The organism is Streptomyces yangpuensis, assembly GCF_024666385.1.
Lineage (GTDB): Bacteria > Actinomycetota > Actinomycetes > Streptomycetales > Streptomycetaceae > Streptomyces > Streptomyces yangpuensis.
Window position 1 is genome coordinate 6,902,930 of the sequence record NZ_CP102514.1, and the last position, 14,571, is coordinate 6,917,500.

20 protein-coding genes are annotated in these 14,571 nt (G+C 73.3%); 7 read left to right on the top strand and 13 right to left on the bottom strand.

Translation table 11 applies throughout. The annotated features are described in order from the left end of the window. Positions 1-3 precede the first annotated feature (3 nt). The 5 genes from NRK68_RS31245 to NRK68_RS31265 form a co-directional block, all read right to left on the bottom strand. Entirely contained in the window at positions 4-1,125 is a 1,122-nt protein-coding gene (locus NRK68_RS31245; protein ID WP_257857421.1) for a PI-PLC domain-containing protein, read from the bottom strand. Between the two features lie 73 nt (positions 1,126-1,198). Then, positions 1,199-1,708: a hypothetical protein gene (locus tag NRK68_RS31250; RefSeq protein WP_183064523.1), complete on the bottom strand. Its 510-nt coding sequence runs from the start codon at positions 1,706-1,708 to the stop codon at positions 1,199-1,201. A gap of 165 nt (positions 1,709-1,873) precedes the next feature. After that, on the bottom strand, positions 1,874-2,833 hold the full coding sequence (locus NRK68_RS31255) for a DMT family transporter (RefSeq protein WP_183064524.1): 960 nt from the start codon (positions 2,831-2,833) through the stop codon (positions 1,874-1,876). Between the two features lie 100 nt (positions 2,834-2,933). Next, positions 2,934-3,644, bottom strand: a complete 711-nt coding sequence (locus tag NRK68_RS31260; RefSeq protein WP_183064901.1) for an ArsR/SmtB family transcription factor — start codon at positions 3,642-3,644, stop codon at positions 2,934-2,936. 118 nt (positions 3,645-3,762) lie between these two features. Beyond that, positions 3,763-4,287, bottom strand: coding sequence for a hypothetical protein (locus tag NRK68_RS31265; protein WP_257857422.1), 525 nt, complete (start codon positions 4,285-4,287; stop codon positions 3,763-3,765). A 176-nt stretch (positions 4,288-4,463) separates the two neighbouring features. Between NRK68_RS31265 and NRK68_RS31270 the strand changes: the two genes are divergently transcribed. Next, on the top strand, positions 4,464-5,312 hold the full coding sequence (locus NRK68_RS31270; protein ID WP_257857423.1) for a class I SAM-dependent methyltransferase: 849 nt from the start codon (positions 4,464-4,466) through the stop codon (positions 5,310-5,312). Here NRK68_RS31270 and dacB read toward each other — a convergent pair. Beyond that, on the bottom strand, positions 5,304-6,947 hold the full coding sequence (dacB, locus tag NRK68_RS31275) for a D-alanyl-D-alanine carboxypeptidase/D-alanyl-D-alanine endopeptidase (protein ID WP_257857424.1): 1,644 nt from the start codon (positions 6,945-6,947) through the stop codon (positions 5,304-5,306). The genes NRK68_RS31270 and dacB overlap by 9 nt on opposite strands. Before the next feature lie 159 nt (positions 6,948-7,106). Between dacB and NRK68_RS31280 the strand changes: the two genes are divergently transcribed. Continuing rightward, the gene (locus tag NRK68_RS31280) at positions 7,107-7,325 is read left to right on the top strand and encodes a hypothetical protein (protein WP_183064527.1); all 219 of its coding nucleotides are present in this window, start codon (positions 7,107-7,109) and stop codon (positions 7,323-7,325) included. Positions 7,326-7,434: 109 nt separating this feature from the next. Here the strand turns inward: NRK68_RS31280 and NRK68_RS31285 are convergent, their stop codons facing one another. The 3 genes from NRK68_RS31285 to NRK68_RS31295 all read right to left on the bottom strand — a co-directional run bounded on the left by NRK68_RS31285 (position 7,435) and on the right by NRK68_RS31295 (position 9,266). Further along, complete coding sequence (locus NRK68_RS31285; protein WP_257857425.1) at positions 7,435-7,692, bottom strand: hypothetical protein; 258 nt, start codon at positions 7,690-7,692, stop codon at positions 7,435-7,437. After that, complete coding sequence (locus NRK68_RS31290; RefSeq protein WP_183064529.1) at positions 7,689-8,561, bottom strand: isocitrate lyase/PEP mutase family protein; 873 nt, start codon at positions 8,559-8,561, stop codon at positions 7,689-7,691. The genes NRK68_RS31285 and NRK68_RS31290 overlap by 4 nt, the downstream gene beginning before the upstream one ends. 306 nt (positions 8,562-8,867) lie before the next feature. Further along, entirely contained in the window at positions 8,868-9,266 is a 399-nt protein-coding gene (locus NRK68_RS31295) for a hypothetical protein (protein WP_257857426.1), read from the bottom strand. A 55-nt stretch (positions 9,267-9,321) separates the two neighbouring features. Here NRK68_RS31295 and NRK68_RS31300 point away from each other — a divergent pair, with 55 nt between their 5' ends. Continuing rightward, positions 9,322-9,636, top strand: coding sequence for a hypothetical protein (locus tag NRK68_RS31300; protein ID WP_257857427.1), 315 nt, complete (start codon positions 9,322-9,324; stop codon positions 9,634-9,636). On the opposite strand, the gene NRK68_RS31305 is transcribed toward NRK68_RS31300, so the two are convergent. Beyond that, positions 9,615-10,532: an oxygenase MpaB family protein gene (locus NRK68_RS31305; protein WP_257857428.1), complete on the bottom strand. Its 918-nt coding sequence runs from the start codon at positions 10,530-10,532 to the stop codon at positions 9,615-9,617. The genes NRK68_RS31300 and NRK68_RS31305 overlap by 22 nt on opposite strands. A gap of 101 nt (positions 10,533-10,633) precedes the next feature. Here NRK68_RS31305 and NRK68_RS31310 point away from each other — a divergent pair, with 101 nt between their 5' ends. Together NRK68_RS31310 and NRK68_RS31315 are read left to right on the top strand one after the other, a co-directional pair. Beyond that, the gene (locus NRK68_RS31310; RefSeq protein ID WP_183064533.1) at positions 10,634-10,993 is read left to right on the top strand and encodes an STAS domain-containing protein; all 360 of its coding nucleotides are present in this window, start codon (positions 10,634-10,636) and stop codon (positions 10,991-10,993) included. A gap of 61 nt (positions 10,994-11,054) precedes the next feature. Beyond that, the gene (locus NRK68_RS31315) at positions 11,055-11,513 is read left to right on the top strand and encodes a DUF5709 domain-containing protein (protein ID WP_257857429.1); all 459 of its coding nucleotides are present in this window, start codon (positions 11,055-11,057) and stop codon (positions 11,511-11,513) included. A gap of 101 nt (positions 11,514-11,614) precedes the next feature. Here the strand turns inward: NRK68_RS31315 and NRK68_RS31320 are convergent, their stop codons facing one another. Beyond that, positions 11,615-11,842, bottom strand: coding sequence for a hypothetical protein (locus NRK68_RS31320; protein WP_183064535.1), 228 nt, complete (start codon positions 11,840-11,842; stop codon positions 11,615-11,617). Between the two features lie 124 nt (positions 11,843-11,966). Next, positions 11,967-12,497: a SixA phosphatase family protein gene (locus NRK68_RS31325; RefSeq protein ID WP_257857430.1), complete on the bottom strand. Its 531-nt coding sequence runs from the start codon at positions 12,495-12,497 to the stop codon at positions 11,967-11,969. Positions 12,498-12,606: 109 nt separating this feature from the next. Here NRK68_RS31325 and NRK68_RS31330 point away from each other — a divergent pair, with 109 nt between their 5' ends. After that, positions 12,607-12,972 (top strand): hypothetical protein, encoded by a 366-nt coding sequence (locus NRK68_RS31330; protein WP_183064537.1) that lies wholly within the window; start codon positions 12,607-12,609, stop codon positions 12,970-12,972. Between the two features lie 31 nt (positions 12,973-13,003). On the opposite strand, the gene NRK68_RS31335 is transcribed toward NRK68_RS31330, so the two are convergent. Next, a complete protein-coding gene (locus tag NRK68_RS31335; protein WP_183064538.1) occupies positions 13,004-13,189 on the bottom strand; it encodes a hypothetical protein in 186 nt (61 codons plus the stop codon). 147 nt (positions 13,190-13,336) lie between these two features. On the opposite strand from NRK68_RS31335, the gene NRK68_RS31340 reads away from it, so the two are divergent. After that, on the top strand, positions 13,337-14,557 hold the full coding sequence (locus NRK68_RS31340) for an FUSC family protein (protein ID WP_183064539.1): 1,221 nt from the start codon (positions 13,337-13,339) through the stop codon (positions 14,555-14,557). Positions 14,558-14,571: the final 14 nt, after the last annotated feature.

A 14,571-nucleotide genomic window follows, 5' to 3' on the forward strand; every position in this document is an offset into this window, starting at 1 on the left:
GCTCTAGCGGCGCGCGCCGAGCTCGGCGACGATCGACGCGGGGGAGTGGCCGCTGCTGTCGGACAGGCGGTGGAAGTCGACCGAGACGAAGTTCGGGTCGCGGCCCCCGGCCGCGGGCCGGCACTGCTCGGCGATGCGGTTGCGCAGCTTCGCGCCGTTGTCCAGAGCCGCCGTCAGCACGGTGGGCACGTTGCGGTGGTGGCTCATCGTGAACAGGCGCCGGAAGCCGGGCTCCTGCCGGTCCAGGGGCACGTCCGACCAGCGGCTGACGCACGTCAGGTCGTTGCCCAGGTCCCCGAGGCTCCAGAAGTTGCTCACCGTCCAGGACCTGTCGTACATGACGCCCAGGTACTCGCGGTCGGACCGGTCGGAGAAGATCAGCAGCCGCTTGCCGGAGGTCACGAGGTCGGCGACCTTCGGCCATCCGTTCTGCCGTACGCCCCACTCGTCGGGCCGGAAGACCATGTCGGACAGCCCCCGGACCCGGCCGAGGGACTGCCGCAGCTGCTCGGCGCTCACGTAGTCCTCCAGGAAGACCGTCACGACCTCCTGGGGGTGAGCGGCGAGGAAGTCCACCACGGTCTGCATCGTGCCGTGGAAGGACTGGCGCGGCAGGGCGTACGTGGCACCGGCGAAGGTCTTGCAGTCGCCGTGGCACAGGTACACGTCACTGGGGTAGCAGTCGCTGCCGAAGCTGATGACGCACAGCCAGGTGCTGCGCTCGTACCAGTGGGTGTCCAGGCTCAGGCCGCGAACGCCGCCTTCGAGCTGGGCGCGCACCGATTCGGACTGGTTCACCGAAGTCCAGCGTGAGTCCTGGTAGTTGGTGAAGGCGTTGTGGGTGGTCAGGAAGGAGACCTCGTCGAGGCGCCGGTCACCCCAGCGGGCGTCCGCCGCGGCCTCCGTCGCGGCGGACGGTGTGCCGGCGGGTGTGCCGGCGGATGTGCCGGACGGCGCGGCTGCGGGTGGGCGGGCGGCCGGGGCGGAGGCGGTGGCCGCGGTCCCCGGCAGCGCCAGCAGGAGGAGGCACACCAGGGTGAGGGTGCGGAGGGCGCGTCCGCTCCGAGGCGCACGGCGCGGACGGCCGCGGAACGGCCCCGCTTGCTTCATGTCCATGTCAACCATGGCGGGAGGGTAGCGCGCGGCCCGCCGCCCCGTCCCCCTCCGGACACGGACGGCCGGCCGGCGCCGCGGCGGTTCAGTAGCGCAGGGCCGTGCCGGTCTGCGCCGTCACGGTGCCGGACAGCTTGTGCGTGCTGCGAGCCGTACCCTGCCCGGTGCCCTTCCCCGCGACGTCGGAGACCGTCACCACCACGGTGTCGACGAGACTGCCGCTCTCGTCCTTGAACTCGACCTGCACCGCGAAGGACTTGGTGGCGTCGTCGGTGTTCCGTACGGTCACGGGAACCGTCGTGTACCCGTCGGTGGCGGTGGTCACTGTCCCCAGGGTCACCTGGTCCTTGGCGTCGACGCCGTTCTTGACGTCGGCGAGCTTGTCCTTCGCGACCGCGGCCGCGGACTCGGCGGCCTTCGCGGCCTCGGAGGCGGCCGACGAAACGGCCTCGCCGGCCGACCTCACCGCCGAAGCGGCGCTGGAGACGGCCCCGGACGGGGTGCCGTCGCCGCCCGAGCAGGCCGCGGCGCCGAGCGCCACCGCCGACAGCACCGCACCTGCCGCACCACGCGTCCACGCGACCTTCGCCACCACGCCTCCAAGGATGTTCCGGGCCTCCCAGTCAACGGCCCGGCGGCCCGGATGCCCACTGCACGGGGCATCCGGGTGAGGCGCGGCGGGCGGCCCCGGGGGCGTGCGCCGGCAAGGTCGCCCGCGGCGGTCAGGCGCTGCCCGTGGACGCGCCGACCGTGAGGATCCTCATGTGCGGGTGCCTTTCGCGTGAGCGAGGGGGGTGCCGTCCACGGGAGTCCGCGGGTTTCGAGGGGTGCGCGGCGCGTACCGGGAGACCGCCACGCCGGCCAGGCACAGCACCCCGCCGAGGAGCGTCAGCCAGCCCGGTACCTCGGCCAGCAGGGCCCAGCTCAGCAGGACGACGATGGCCGGGACCGCGTACGTCGTCGCACCGAGCCGGCCGGCGGGCATCCGCGCCAGCGCGTACGTCCACGTGGTGAAGGCCAGGGCGGTGGGGACCACGCCCAGGTAGACCATGTTCAGGGTTGCCGAGAGCGGCGCCCGGGGCAGTTCGTCGAGCAGCCGGCCGGTGAAGGGCAGGCAGACCGCGGCGCCCGTCATGCAGCTGTACGCCGTGATCTGGAGGGGTGTTCCGTAGGAGAGGGCGGGCTTCTGCGCGATGACACCGGTCGCGTACGCCACCGCCGCGAGCAGGCAGAGGGCGACGCCGAGGAGCGAGGTCGAGCCGCCGTCCCCGGACGACATCGACAGGCCCACGACCACCGCGCCGACGAAGGAGACGGCCATGCCCGCCAGCAGGCGCGGCGGGAGCGCCTCGCCCAGCAGGCGGGCCGCGAGCAGCGCCATGAGGATGGGCCCGGTGTTCACGAGCAGGGCGGCCGTACCGGCGTCGACCAGCCGCTCACCCCAGTTCAGCGCGACCGTGTAGCCGCAGAACCACACGACGCCGGAGACCAGGATCCCCCGCCAGGCCTCACGGGGCGGCAGGCCCTGGCGGCCGACCAGGAGCAGGACGCCCAGCACCAGCGAGGCGGCCAGCAGCCGGCCGAGGGCCAGCGCGCCCGGGGAGTACGCGGCGCCCGCGCTGCGGATGGAGACGAAGGCGGATGCCCAGGCGAACACGGTGAAGGTGACGGCGCCGACCGTGAGCACGCCGGGCGGGATCTGACTCGAGCGGAGGGTCATGCCGCCACTCTACGACTGCAACATTTCGGCATCGACCGAAATATCGCTCCAGGGTCCCGGCGGGGACGGACCGCCCCGCGCCCACCGCGACGCGGACTCCTCAGGCCCAGGCCCGCGCGCTGATCCCCAGCAGGGCGCCGAAGGCCCGTTCGCCCGCCGCGGTGACCTCCAGCGCGCGCCCGCCGCCCGGCGGGCGCACCACCCACCCCTCCTCCAGCGACCGCGCGCACAGCCGCGCCCCGGCCAGGCCGCCCAGATGACGGCGCCGTTCGGTCCAGTCCAGGCAGGAGCTCGCCGCCGCCCGCCTGCGCCCCCCGCCGTCGAGGCCGATACCGGCCTCGGCGCACCAGAGCCGGCCCGCTTCCGTGAGCTCGAACACGCCGTCCGTGCGCAGCAGGCCGCGCCGCTCCATCGCGTCGGTCACCGCCATGCCCAGCCGGCCGGCGAAGTGGTCGTAGCAGGTACGGGCCCGGGCCAGCGGGTCCGGCGCGCCGACCACCGGTACGGCGTGCGGGGCGTCCCGGTCCGGGACCACGTGAGAGGCGAGCTCGTCGAGCAGGCGGGCGGTCGCCGCATCGGCGACGCGCACGTAGCTGTGGCGGCCCTGGCGCTCGGTCACGCAGATCCCGGCATCGAGCAGCCGGGTCAGGTGGCCGGAGACGGTGGAGGGTGCCACGCCGGTGATCCGGGCCAGCTCGCCGGCGGTCCAGGCACGCCCCTCCAGCAGCGTCATGCAGATCGCGGCCCGAGTCTCGTCGGCCAGGGCGGCGGCGAAGGCCGCCAAACGGGCCGCGGGGGCCGGGGCGTCCATGGAGCCCGGGGCCCCCGCCGGGGCCGGGGTGCTCGCGGGCGGCCCGGGATGCAACTCGTTCATACGTCCAGGATGCCCCATCGCTTCGGTATATGACGAACTGTTCACCGCGCACCGCTCAGTGGCCCGCCGCGGCCTTCACCAGGGCCACGGCCAGGCCGATCGCCGCGTCGAGCGCGCCGGCGAGCAGGGCGACGGCCACGCCGCTGCCCATGCGGACGCTGCCGTACCAGCCCCACCCGAAAAGGCCGGCGACACTCACACCGGCCGATGCGTACAGGGCCGTGCGCAGGTCCATCACCCCCAGGGCGGAGGAGGCGATGAGGATCAGCGGGCCGATGGCGGACAGCAGCAGCGGACTGCCGATCCACAGCATGTGCCGCAGCTCGGCTCCGGTGGCGAGCCGTCCGTGGACCACCCGGTGGGCCACCTGATCGGAGACGAGGGCGGCCAGCCACAGTCCGACGGCGGCGGTCAGCACCGTGGCCGCGGCCCCGGCGGCGGTGGCGTGCTCCGACGCGACCAGGCCGATCACCACGGAGATCATGGTGATCGTGGCGTAGAGCCGCTCCTTCAGCCGGGCCGCGGCGGCGGCCGCCACGTCTGCGGGTGCGTCGGCGGGTGCGTCGGCGGCGTGATCCATACGGTCAGCCTAGGGCGCCGCGGCCTGCGGGGCGGGACCGCCGAGGGCCGGGCGTGCCCTCTGTCGTGACGGGGTTTCACCGGCCACACTGATGGCCCAGGGGCGCAACGCCCCCGTCCCGAGGAGGCGGTGGCGTGGTGCCGGAAGACCCCGTGGAAGACCCCGTGGAAGACCCCGTGGGACGACCCGCTCCGTTCGTACGGCCCCAGGTGTGGGAGACGTACGGACCGGCCGACCTCAGCACCGTGCCGGTGTTCGCCGGAGGGTTCATCAACTTCGGCTACTGGCACCGCGTCGACCTCGAAGGACCGCTGTCGCAGGACGACCGGATCCGCAGCGAGCAGGACCTCTACCGGCACGTGCTCGACGCCGTCGCCCCCACCGGCGGCCGGGCCGTGGAGGTCGGCTGCGGCCTCGGCCTCGGATGCGCGCTGGCCCTCGACGAGTACGGACCCGCAAGCATCACCGGGGTGGACATCCACCCTCAGCAGCTCCGGCGGGCCCGCGAAGCGAACTCCCCGCTCCTCGCCGCCCGGCCGCAGCGGCTGCGCTTCCTGCTCGGGGCGGCCGAGAGCCTGCCGCTGGGCGACGCGGAGTTCGACTGCCTCTACAGCGTCGAGGCCGTCCAGCACTTCCCGGACCTGCCGGCGTTCGCCCGCGAGGCGGCGCGGGTCCTGCGCCCGGGCGGCCGGGTGGCTGTCGCCGGTTTCTTCACCGTCGACGGCGCGCCCGCGCCCGAGGAGCGGCTCGCGGGGCTGCTGGAGACGTTCGCCGGCGGACTCGACATCGCCCGGCCCGTCTCCCGGCTGGCGGACGCCCTGGCCGAGGCGGGCTTCGCCGGCGTACGGGCGGACTCGATCGGCCCGCAGGTCTGGCCCGGCTGGGACCGCTGGCTCGCCCGCTTCTGGGCGCCCGGCACCTGGCCGCGGAACTTCATGGCCGCCTGGGAGCAGCGGATCCTGGACTACTACCTGATCACCGCCAGGACCGGGCCGCACGGGCCCGGTGACGGATCGTCAGGGTGACGGCGGGGCCTCCTGGAGGTAGGCGGCGATCATGGCGAGGTCATTGGCGATCGCGACGACGTCCTGGGTGTTCGGGCCTGGTGTGGAGGCGCCGTTGACGCCCGCGTAGAAGGGGTCGAAACGGCCGTCGCCCCGGTCCAGGTACCCGGCGATGGTGATCGCTCCGACGGCCAGCCGGTCGTTGAGCGAGTCCCCGCCGACCGCCGCTCCGGTCTTGGCGAACACCTTTCCGCGGGCCGGGCAGTCACGGCAGTTCTCCGCCAGCAGCCCGTCGACGCCGAGGATGGGCAGGGACTCGCGGAAGAGCTTCGCGTCGGGGGTGCCCTGCCAGTACGCCAGCATCTGCACCAGCACCTCGGGCGTGGCCCGGTCGGCGGGGTTGCCGCCCCGGCCGTCCATCAGCTGGAGCTGTCCGCGGTCGACGCCCGCCTCGTCCAGGAAGTCGGCGAGCACCGGGAAGCCGTCCTCGCACTGGCGGCTGCCGGTCGTGACGGCCATCAGGCAGATGCCCAGGTTGGCGCCCAGATTGTGGCTGACCTTGAGGATCAGCTTCGCGTACTGGGCGTAGGGAGGCGACGTGTACGCGGCCACCCGCGGCCGGCCGTCGTAGTCGCGGGGCAGCCGGCCGACCGGATTGGGGCCCGTCGGATCCGCGGTGACCCGGACCCCGGCCCGCTCCAGTGCCTCGATCAGCGCGGTGCGCCCGAAGGCGGCGGGGTCGGTGACGGGGGAGGTGCGCAGCAGGGGCTCGGCGTCCGCCGCGATCGTTCCCGACAGCCGGATGCGCGTGCCGCCGTCGGTGGCCGTCACCGTGATGTCGGTCGGCCCGCCGGCCGCGACCGTCTTCACCGTGGAAGCGACCTGGTACGGGGCGACCTTCGGCCGCCAGTCCAGCCGGGCGGCGGCGCCCGCGCGGTCCCCCGGGGTGGTCATGAGGTCGATCAGGTTGTCGTTGATGATCAGCGGCGTGGGGGTCGGGTCGAGGACGGGATCGGGCGCGAACAGCCGGCTGTCCACGATCACGTCCCCGTCCACGCGGGTGATGCCGGAGGCGCGGACCTGGCGGGCGAGCTCGTCGATCCCGGCGAGGGGGTTCTCCGGGGTCAGGGTCGCCCCCGTGAAGTCGTTGGCGTAGGTGTGGTCGAGGTCCGTGTACGCCACCGTGCCGTCGGGGCGGGTCCTGCCGCCCATGGTGAGGTCGCCCTGTGCGACGAGGTCGAGGTCGCCGGTCAGGGTGGCGCCCCTGCGCTCACCGACCGCGTAGACCGGGGTCACGAAGCGGTGGTCGGAGCCGAGGGTGTGCCACGGACCCGAGACGCTGACCAGCTTGGCGGTCGACCCGGGGATGAAGAACTGCTCGGGGAACATGCTGTGCACCACGCGGCCGCCGTCCGGTCCGGTCTGCAGCAGGCCCCACTGGGCGTTGCGGTACTCCGGCCCCCGCATGATCTCCGTGATGCGCGGGTCGAGCCCGCCGGCGGGGGACGGCGTGGGAGTGGGGGAGGGCGTCGGAGCGGGCGTCGGGGCCGGGGCCGCGCCGGTGGCCGTACCGGAGGTCAGCGCCAGGAACAGCAGCGCGGCGCAGGTGGCGGCCAGGCCGCGGCGCAGCGGGGCGGCGGGATACCAACCGTTCACAGCGCGCTCCGTTCGTCGCGGCTGCCTTCCCCGAGTGCTGCAACCAGCGTGGCACGGCCGGTTCGGGGGTGCATGTGGTTCGGGAGTGCATGTCACCACCGGCCGCACCCACCCAGGTCATGGGGGGTGACTCCCGCCGGGCAAGATCGTTCCCAGGGCATGCGACTGAATGTACGAACCGCCGCCCTCGCCCTGGCCCTCGCGGGCTCCGCCCTCACGGCCGCCACCTCCGCCCACGCCGCGATGCCCGCCGCCGGCCCGGGCGCGCCCACCCGGGCGTCGGCACCGGCCGACGGCCCCGTCGACGAGCTCTCGGACGACCTGACCGACGACCTCGGCGACGTGGTCGAGGAACTCGGCCTGACCGGCGAGGACTGAGGTCGGCCGGACACCTCTGCCACGCGCACGTACCGGCCGGCCCCGCCTGAGCGGGGCCGGCCGGCCGTTTTTTGCCGCCTCGTCGCCTCGTCGCCTGTCCGTCCGGCCGTCAGCCGTTCCCGCCGTCGCCGGGGCGCACCGCGTCGACGAGGGTGGCGAGCACCTCGACGGCGCTGCCGTCGTGGTCACTGCCCGCCGTCCCGCTCCCGCTCTGGAGATTGGCCGCGCGGTCGACCTCGATGACGGAGTCGGAGTGCGAATTGTCGATGACGGTGATCAGGCTGCCGCTCGCGGCGGCCGGCGCCGCGCCGCCACCGATGAGGGCCACCGCGAGCGCGGCCGCGGCCCGGATGCGCGCGCCGGTCACACCTTCACGCTCTCACGTGCCACCGGTACGGGGCGGTGGCGCGAGATGTTCTTGGTCAGCAGCCTCGTGGACTCGCCGACCCCGACCTCCTCGCCCCCGTCGGCCGCGGGCAGCCGCCCGTCGGCGAGCCGCAGTTCGGCGAGGGCGGTGTCCATCGCCTTGTGCGCGGCGAACAGGCACGGGGTGCTGTAGATGGCCAGGTCGACACCGAGGTCGGTCAGCTCGGTGAGCGAGAGCCGCGGTGACTTGCCGCCGGCGATCTGGTTGAACAGCAGCGGCTTGCCGCCGACGGCCTCACGGATCCGCTCGATCCACTCCACGCTGCGGACCCCGTCGACGAGGACGACGTCCGCGTCGGTCGCCGCCAGGGCCTGCGCGCGGTGGATGATGTCGGCCTCCTCCGTCGCGTCGGTCCGGGCCACGACGACCAGGTCCTTGCGGGTCGCCAGCACCATCTCCAGCTTCTCCAGGTACTCCGTCAGCGGCAGCACCTGCTTGCCGTCGGCGTGACCGCAGCGCCGCGGGCGCTTCTGGTCCTCCAGGATCACGCCGGAGGCGCCCATCCGTTCCAGGCCCTCCACGACGTGGCAGGCCACTTCGGGGTCGACGTAGCCGTCGTCGATGTCGACGAGCAGGTGGTGACGGGGGAAGGCGCCGCGCAGTCGCTGGACGAAGGCCACCATGTCGGGCCAGGCGATGAATCCGATGTCGGGCAGCCCGTAGTAGGAGGCGGCGAACCCGAATCCGGAGACGAACATCCCGTCGTAGTGCGCGGCCGCCACCGAGGCCGAGTACATGTCGTACACCCCGATGAGCGGCGTGGTGCCCGGCTCGGCGATCTGTTCCCGCAGCTTGTTCCCGTAAGTCATCGTTCTGTTCCTCCGAGGAGCGCATCGGCACAGGAAGGGCAGAGAGCCGCGCCACCAGGGCTCTTTACCTAAAACAGATCCTTCCTTGGTGAAGAGCGGAACTTTCGCGGATGAAGCCTTTACTCACCCCGACGGCCTAGCCGGTTCACCACAGAAACGTCACTGGAAGCGAGCCCGGCCCCCGGCGGGCAGCCGGCAGCCGTGCGGACCGCCCCGGCGTCCGGGTCCTCGGCGGGCACGCCCAGAACCCGCCCGGGCGCCGGACCGCGCCGCGCGCAGGGCGGTCGGCGTGCCCCTGCCGGAAGGTCAGGCGGGGGTGAACGCGTCCGCGCGCGCGTCGTCGAGGACGAAGCCGTTGTCGAGGCGGACGCGGACCGTCACGCGCGGGCCGTGCTCCCGGTGGGCCGTCCACGCGGGTTCGAGAGAAGTCACCTGCTCCTCCAGCTGCCGCCTGCTCGCCGGGGGCATCTGATGACCGAAGTCGTCCAGGAGCGCCTTGAGCCGTACGTACTCGCGCACCTCGTGGCTCTGCTCCCGCTCCCGGGGCGCGTCCACCCGCTCCACGGTGCCCGCGGTGCCCGAAGCGAGGGACAGCGAACCGACGACGGTGTCCTCGTCCGCCGGGCCGTCCTGAGCCGTGCGCACTGTCCCGGCGAGCCGAAGGTCTGCCGCCAGCCTGACCCGCTGGCCTTCCTGGAGCGTCATCGGTCCTTCACTTCTCCGGTCGGGACGGGGCAAAGACACCCCCTATCCTCCCACCATGTCAGTCAACATCGATCTTGCATTCACCGTCACCGGCGTCGCCGACGAGCCGCAGGCCCGGGAGATCGTCGGCGCCCTCGAGGAACTGATGCGCGAGGAGTCCATGGACGGCTACGTCCGTATCACGGTCTCCGCCGACGCCGACGCCGACGGTGCGTGCCGCGTCCTGGGCAAAAGCCGCTTCCCGCTCTCCATCTCGGGCTTCCACCGGTGGCAGCCGCACTTCGAATCGCTCTTCGCGACGACCGTCGCCGACGTGACCGCCGCCGCCAGGGCGGAGATCGACTGGGGCTACCCGGACGAGGAGTCCTGACCCGCGGGGTACTGAGCCGCGCGGCCAGGAGCCGGCGGCAGCGCCCAGCGGATCGCCCGGGTCACGACGTGGCCGCCCGCGCGGGCGGCCACGCCCGGCATCCGCTCGGCAGCGGCCCCCGAACCGGCGGTGACCGCCGTCCTCGCCCAGCCCGGCAGCAGGTCCACGGCCGCCGCCGCGAGCAGCGCGTACGGCAGCCGGGCGGCCCCCGGCAGCGGCGGATCGGTGAGCAGGAAACGGGCCGTGTCCCGGGAGGCGTCCGTCGGCCGCAGGACGGGCCGGTATTCGGCCATCCGCACCGCCAGCTCCCGCACGTCCCGCGGCGGCCGGTCCGCGCCCAGCGCCCGGGCCACCCGCGCCGTGTCGGCGAGGTACGCGTCGCAGCCGGCCGGATCCAGCGGTGCTCTGCCGTACCGCTGGTGGGCCCGCAGGAAGCAGTCCGCCTCGGCTACGTGCACCCAGCCCAGCAGCTCCGGGTCGTCGGCCCGGTACGGCACGCCGTCGGCCGTCCGGCCCCGGACCCGGGCGTGCACCGCCCGGACACACGCCACGGCCGCCTCGGCGTCGGCGCTCGTACCGAAGGTGGTGACCGCCAGGAAGGTGCTGGTCCGGTGCAGGCGGCCCCACGGGTCACCGCGGTAACCGGAGTGCGCCGCCACCGCGGCCATCGCGACGGGGTGCAGGGACTGGAGCAGCAGGGCGGCGAGACCGCCGACGAACATCGACGCGTCCCCGTGCACCCGCCCGACCGGCCGGTCCGGCGCGAACCAGCGCGGTCCGGGAGTCGCGTGGATCCGCTCCCGGTTGCGGGCTCCGTCGGGCCCGGCGACACGCTGGAAGACCGCCTCGCCGGCCTGCCGCCGGAGCCGCCGGACGGCGGTCGTCGGGCTCGCCATGCGCCCAGTATGCGCTCGGCGCCGCTCCGCGGTCCCATGGACGGGAGGACGGTTGAGAGATACCGCCCCGGGCAGGTGCCTCATGTACGAGGAGGTACGTCATGGCTGCCGAGGACGCGCCCGTTCCGGAAGCCGCCGCCGACACCGGCTTCCGCGATCCCTACGATCCCTACGTGGTGCCGGTGAGCGGCGACATGGACCTGGATCATGCGGGCGAACTGCGGGAGACACTCGCCGCAGCCCTCTCGCAGGCCCCCGAGGGCGCCGACATCATCGTCGACCTGCGGAATTCGTCCTTCTGCGATTCCGCGGGCCTCAACACGCTGCTGGACGCCCGGCGGCAGGCTGTCCGGACCGGACACGTCCTGCGCCTGGCCGCGCCCAGCCACCAGTTGCTGCGACTGCTCGAACTCACCGGTGCGAGCAGTTCCTTCCCGCTGGACGCCTCCGTGCCCGGCTGAGCACACCGGGACCGGTGTGCCCCCGCCGGCGGCACGCCGACCCGACCGATCGGAGAACCCGATGAGCAGCGCCGACGAAGCCTACGGCGACGATGTCTACCAGCCGCAGGAGAGCGACGAGGCCGCCGAGGCCCAACCCGACCTGGAGAACACCCTCGACGAGCCGGGCCTCGACGAGACGCTCGACACCGCCTATGTGCCCCTGGACCGCCCGCTCGCGGTGGACGACAGGGGCACGACCGCCGCCGAAGCGCGTACCGGGGAGACGCTGGAAGAGCGCCTCGCCCGGGAGCAGCCCGAGGTGTCCGACGAGGACGAGGCCTCCGACGAGGCCGGCGACGCCCTGCTGGCCGGATCGGACCGCGCGGGCCGGCTGGCCGCGGTGGACGACTCCGCCCCGCAGCGCCACATCTCCGTCCTGGCCCGTGACGTCGGGATCGACGGCGGAGCGGCGTCGGCCGAGGAGGCAGCGGTGCACGTCGTCGATGAACTGCCGCCCGCGGAGGACCTGGACGTCTGAGCCGCAGCTCCGCCGCTTCTGCGTCGCCTCGGCCTCCGCGTACTCCTCGGCGCACGTCCTGCGCGTCCCCCCGGTGCCCGCGTCGTCCTGCGCCCCGGCGGTCAGATGATGTGGATGCGTTCCAGGGCGCCGGCGGTGTCACGGATCATCAGGTCGTTGCCCTTGGCGCGCTCGCGCTCGATGAAGCCGAGCAGGAGCACGGCCCGGTTGATCACATCGGACTTGCTCACGCCGGACGCCGCCGTCAGCTCCGAGACGATCGTGACCGCGGGCGGGCACAGGGTCACGGAGTACCGCTCGGTGTCGGGGTGCGGGGGAAGCTGTTCCATGGTGGCGTCCTTCCTGAGGGCCGGATGATGCACCATCGTTGCATCAATCCTGCGTACAGGCGCACCAATTTCGTGCACAAGTGATGCTCGGAGCCCCCAGGTGGACCAGCCTCCAGCGGCCCGGTCAATGAGACGGGGACCACATGGCGGTCAGACGCCCCTTGCCGGGGCTCAGGTCCCCCCAGCCGCCCGCGAGGTCCACCACCACGACGCCCGAGGTCGGGAAGCCGTCCTTCAACTGTTCCAGCAGCTCCGCCGGGCCACTGCCGCACAGCGCGGTGGCCAGCTCGTGGATGCCCGTGTTGTGGCCGACCAGCGCCACACAGCCGAGCCCCGACCCGCGTTCGGTCAGCACGGTGACCAGCGCGTTCGGCGCCGCGTTGTAGAGCCGGTCGTCATAGACGGCGTCCGGCGGGTCCGCCAGGGCGGGGACCATCAGTTGCCAGGTCTGGCGCGTCCTGCGCGAAGGAGAGCACAGCACGAGGTCCGGCCGGTACCGGCTCTCCGCCAGCCAGCGCCCCGTACGGGGCGCGTCGGCCCTGCCGCGCTCGCCCAGGCCGCGCTCGAAGTCCTCGGCGGGATCGCCCTTCGGCACCGCCTTGGCGTGCCGAACCAGCAGCAGGCGACTCGTGTGCGGCGCGGGGTCCGGGGACATGGGCGCTCTCCCTTCCGGCTGGTGCTCCTACGGATACAGGCTCATGGTGCGGTGGGTCCCGGAGGCGCGCACCCGCACCCGGCTGCCGCGACGCACTACGCTGCGAGGGATGGAACGCGCAGACGTACTCAGGCGAGTGATCGGCATCCTCACCGAGGCCCAGGACATCCGCCGGGCCGCCGAGGCCGGGGAGGACCCCGAGGCCCCGGACGGGACGGCCGGCGTGGCCACCCAGCTCCTGAACGAGATGCTGCCCTCGATCAGCGTGCCGGCCGACGCGTCGCCGCAGCAGGTGGCGACGCTGGTGGCCGAGGCCCTGGGCCCGGCCCTGCACACGATGGTCTCCGGCTTCAGCCTCGCGTTCACCAGCCTCGCGATCGCCCATGACGAAGGGCGCACGGGCGTCTCCTCCATCGAGGTCCTCCAGGAACTCGCCCTGGAGGTCGAGGCCGGCACCTACGACGAAGGCCCCTGAGTGCCCTGACCCGTCCGTGGCGCGGAAGCCGTCAACCGGCGTCCTCGTCGTCCGGGTGGGACATCTTCCGCTCCTGGCGCATCCGCAGCTCCTCCGGGGTCTTGCCGGCGACCGGCTTGCTGGCCTCGGGGTGTACGGGGTCCGGCCCGGGGTGTTCCTGCGCGTGCTCCTCACGGCCTCCGGCCGGCCGCTGCCGCTTGTCCTCCGTACCCTTCATGGCTCTCGCTCCCTCGCAGATCCGATCGACGCTGACTACGGACTACCCCCACCTACCCCACCGGTCACTCCTGACACGATCGCGACACGAACGGCCTTGACCACTGTGGCACGTGTCATCGCACACGGCCTGGGAAGATGCGCAGTCATGCCGGAAACGATCAGCAGCATCGCCACCCGTGTCGTACGACGCCACCGCGAGCCGGTAGCCGTCCAGGCCCTGCGCTCCACCGCCGCGGCCGTCATCAGCTACGTCGTCGCGCTCCGCCTGAGCAGCGAGCCCAACCCGCTGACTGCCCCGCTGACGGCCCTGCTCGTCGTCCAGGTCACGCTCTACTCCACGCTGACCACCAGCATCCGGCGGGTCAACTCGGTGGTCGTCGGCGTCCTGATCGCCATCGGGTTCAGCGCGCTGGTCGGTCTCACCTGGTGGAGCCTGGGCCTGCTGATCCTGGCCTCCCTGGTGGTGGGCCACCTCGTGCGCGTGGACGAGTTCGTCCCCGAGGTCGCGATCAGCGCGATGCTCGTCCTCGGCGTCACCCAGGTGGCGGACACCGCCTGGGACCGGGTACTGGAGACCCTCATCGGCGCGGTGGTCGGACTGCTGGTCAACCTCCTGCTGGCGCCACCTCTGTGGATCGGCCCGGCGGGCGCCGCGATCACCGACCTCGCCCTGCGCATGAGCCGGCTGCTCGACCACCTCGGCGAGGAACCCCAGGGCCCGGGCAAGGTCGAACAGGCCGCCGCCCGGCTGCACGAGGCGCGCCGCCTCGACAACGACATCGCCCAGGTCGACACCGCCCTGCGGCAGGCCGAGGACAGCCTCCGGCTCAATCCGCGGGTCAAGGAGGGCCTGATCTTCCGGCTGGTGCTGCGCACCGGTCTGGACACCCTGGAGATCTGCGCGGTGGTGCTCCGCGTGGCCTGCCGGACCCTGACCGACCTGGCCAAGGTCCGCCCCGACGCCCCGCTCTTCGAGCCCGCCACCGGCGCGGCGCTGCGCGAGGTGCTGCGGCACACCGCGATCGCCGTGGAGAGCTTCGCCCAGCTGATCACCGCCCAGGTGAGCGCCAACGCGGAGGAGGCCGAAGCCCGGCTGTCCGGCGAGCTGGCGGTGGCCCGGGCCCACCGGGACCGGCTCGCGGACCTGCTGCTGGCCTCCGCCAGGGAGGAGCCCGAGCATTGGCAGTTGCACGGCGCGCTGCTCACCGAGATCGACCGGGTCCTGGACGAGCTGGGCGTGGAGAAGCGCTCGGAGCGACTGCTGGAGGAACTCGACCGGCACACCCGCAGCCGGCGCACCGAAGGGGTGCGCGGAAGGCTGCGGGGGTGGAGCCGCCGGAGCCGGGGTGCGGAGCGGTCCGGCTGACGAGGTCCGGGTGA

What these genes read in the sequence shown, in the direction of transcription:
- NRK68_RS31290 (WP_183064529.1), bottom strand. Translation starts at nt 8,561, where the DNA reads ATGACTTACGGGAACAAGCTGCGGGAACAGATCGCCGAGCCGGGCACC.
- NRK68_RS31305 (WP_257857428.1), bottom strand. Translation starts at nt 10,532, where the DNA reads ATGGCGAGCCCGACGACCGCCGTCCGGCGGCTCCGGCGGCAGGCCGGC.
- NRK68_RS31300 (WP_257857427.1), top strand. Translation starts at nt 9,322, where the DNA reads ATGTCAGTCAACATCGATCTTGCATTCACCGTCACCGGCGTCGCCGAC.
- NRK68_RS31255 (WP_183064524.1), bottom strand. Translation starts at nt 2,833, where the DNA reads ATGACCCTCCGCTCGAGTCAGATCCCGCCCGGCGTGCTCACGGTCGGC.
- NRK68_RS31260 (WP_183064901.1), bottom strand. Translation starts at nt 3,644, where the DNA reads ATGGACGCCCCGGCCCCCGCGGCCCGTTTGGCGGCCTTCGCCGCCGCC.
- NRK68_RS31245 (WP_257857421.1), bottom strand. Translation starts at nt 1,125, where the DNA reads ATGGTTGACATGGACATGAAGCAAGCGGGGCCGTTCCGCGGCCGTCCG.
- NRK68_RS31315 (WP_257857429.1), top strand. Translation starts at nt 11,055, where the DNA reads ATGAGCAGCGCCGACGAAGCCTACGGCGACGATGTCTACCAGCCGCAG.
- NRK68_RS31280 (WP_183064527.1), top strand. Translation starts at nt 7,107, where the DNA reads ATGCGACTGAATGTACGAACCGCCGCCCTCGCCCTGGCCCTCGCGGGC.
- NRK68_RS31310 (WP_183064533.1), top strand. Translation starts at nt 10,634, where the DNA reads ATGGCTGCCGAGGACGCGCCCGTTCCGGAAGCCGCCGCCGACACCGGC.
- NRK68_RS31295 (WP_257857426.1), bottom strand. Translation starts at nt 9,266, where the DNA reads ATGACGCTCCAGGAAGGCCAGCGGGTCAGGCTGGCGGCAGACCTTCGG.
- NRK68_RS31335 (WP_183064538.1), bottom strand. Translation starts at nt 13,189, where the DNA reads ATGAAGGGTACGGAGGACAAGCGGCAGCGGCCGGCCGGAGGCCGTGAG.
- NRK68_RS31265 (WP_257857422.1), bottom strand. Translation starts at nt 4,287, where the DNA reads ATGGATCACGCCGCCGACGCACCCGCCGACGCACCCGCAGACGTGGCG.
- NRK68_RS31325 (WP_257857430.1), bottom strand. Translation starts at nt 12,497, where the DNA reads ATGTCCCCGGACCCCGCGCCGCACACGAGTCGCCTGCTGCTGGTTCGG.
- NRK68_RS31320 (WP_183064535.1), bottom strand. Translation starts at nt 11,842, where the DNA reads ATGGAACAGCTTCCCCCGCACCCCGACACCGAGCGGTACTCCGTGACC.
- NRK68_RS31340 (WP_183064539.1), top strand. Translation starts at nt 13,337, where the DNA reads ATGCCGGAAACGATCAGCAGCATCGCCACCCGTGTCGTACGACGCCAC.
- NRK68_RS31330 (WP_183064537.1), top strand. Translation starts at nt 12,607, where the DNA reads ATGGAACGCGCAGACGTACTCAGGCGAGTGATCGGCATCCTCACCGAG.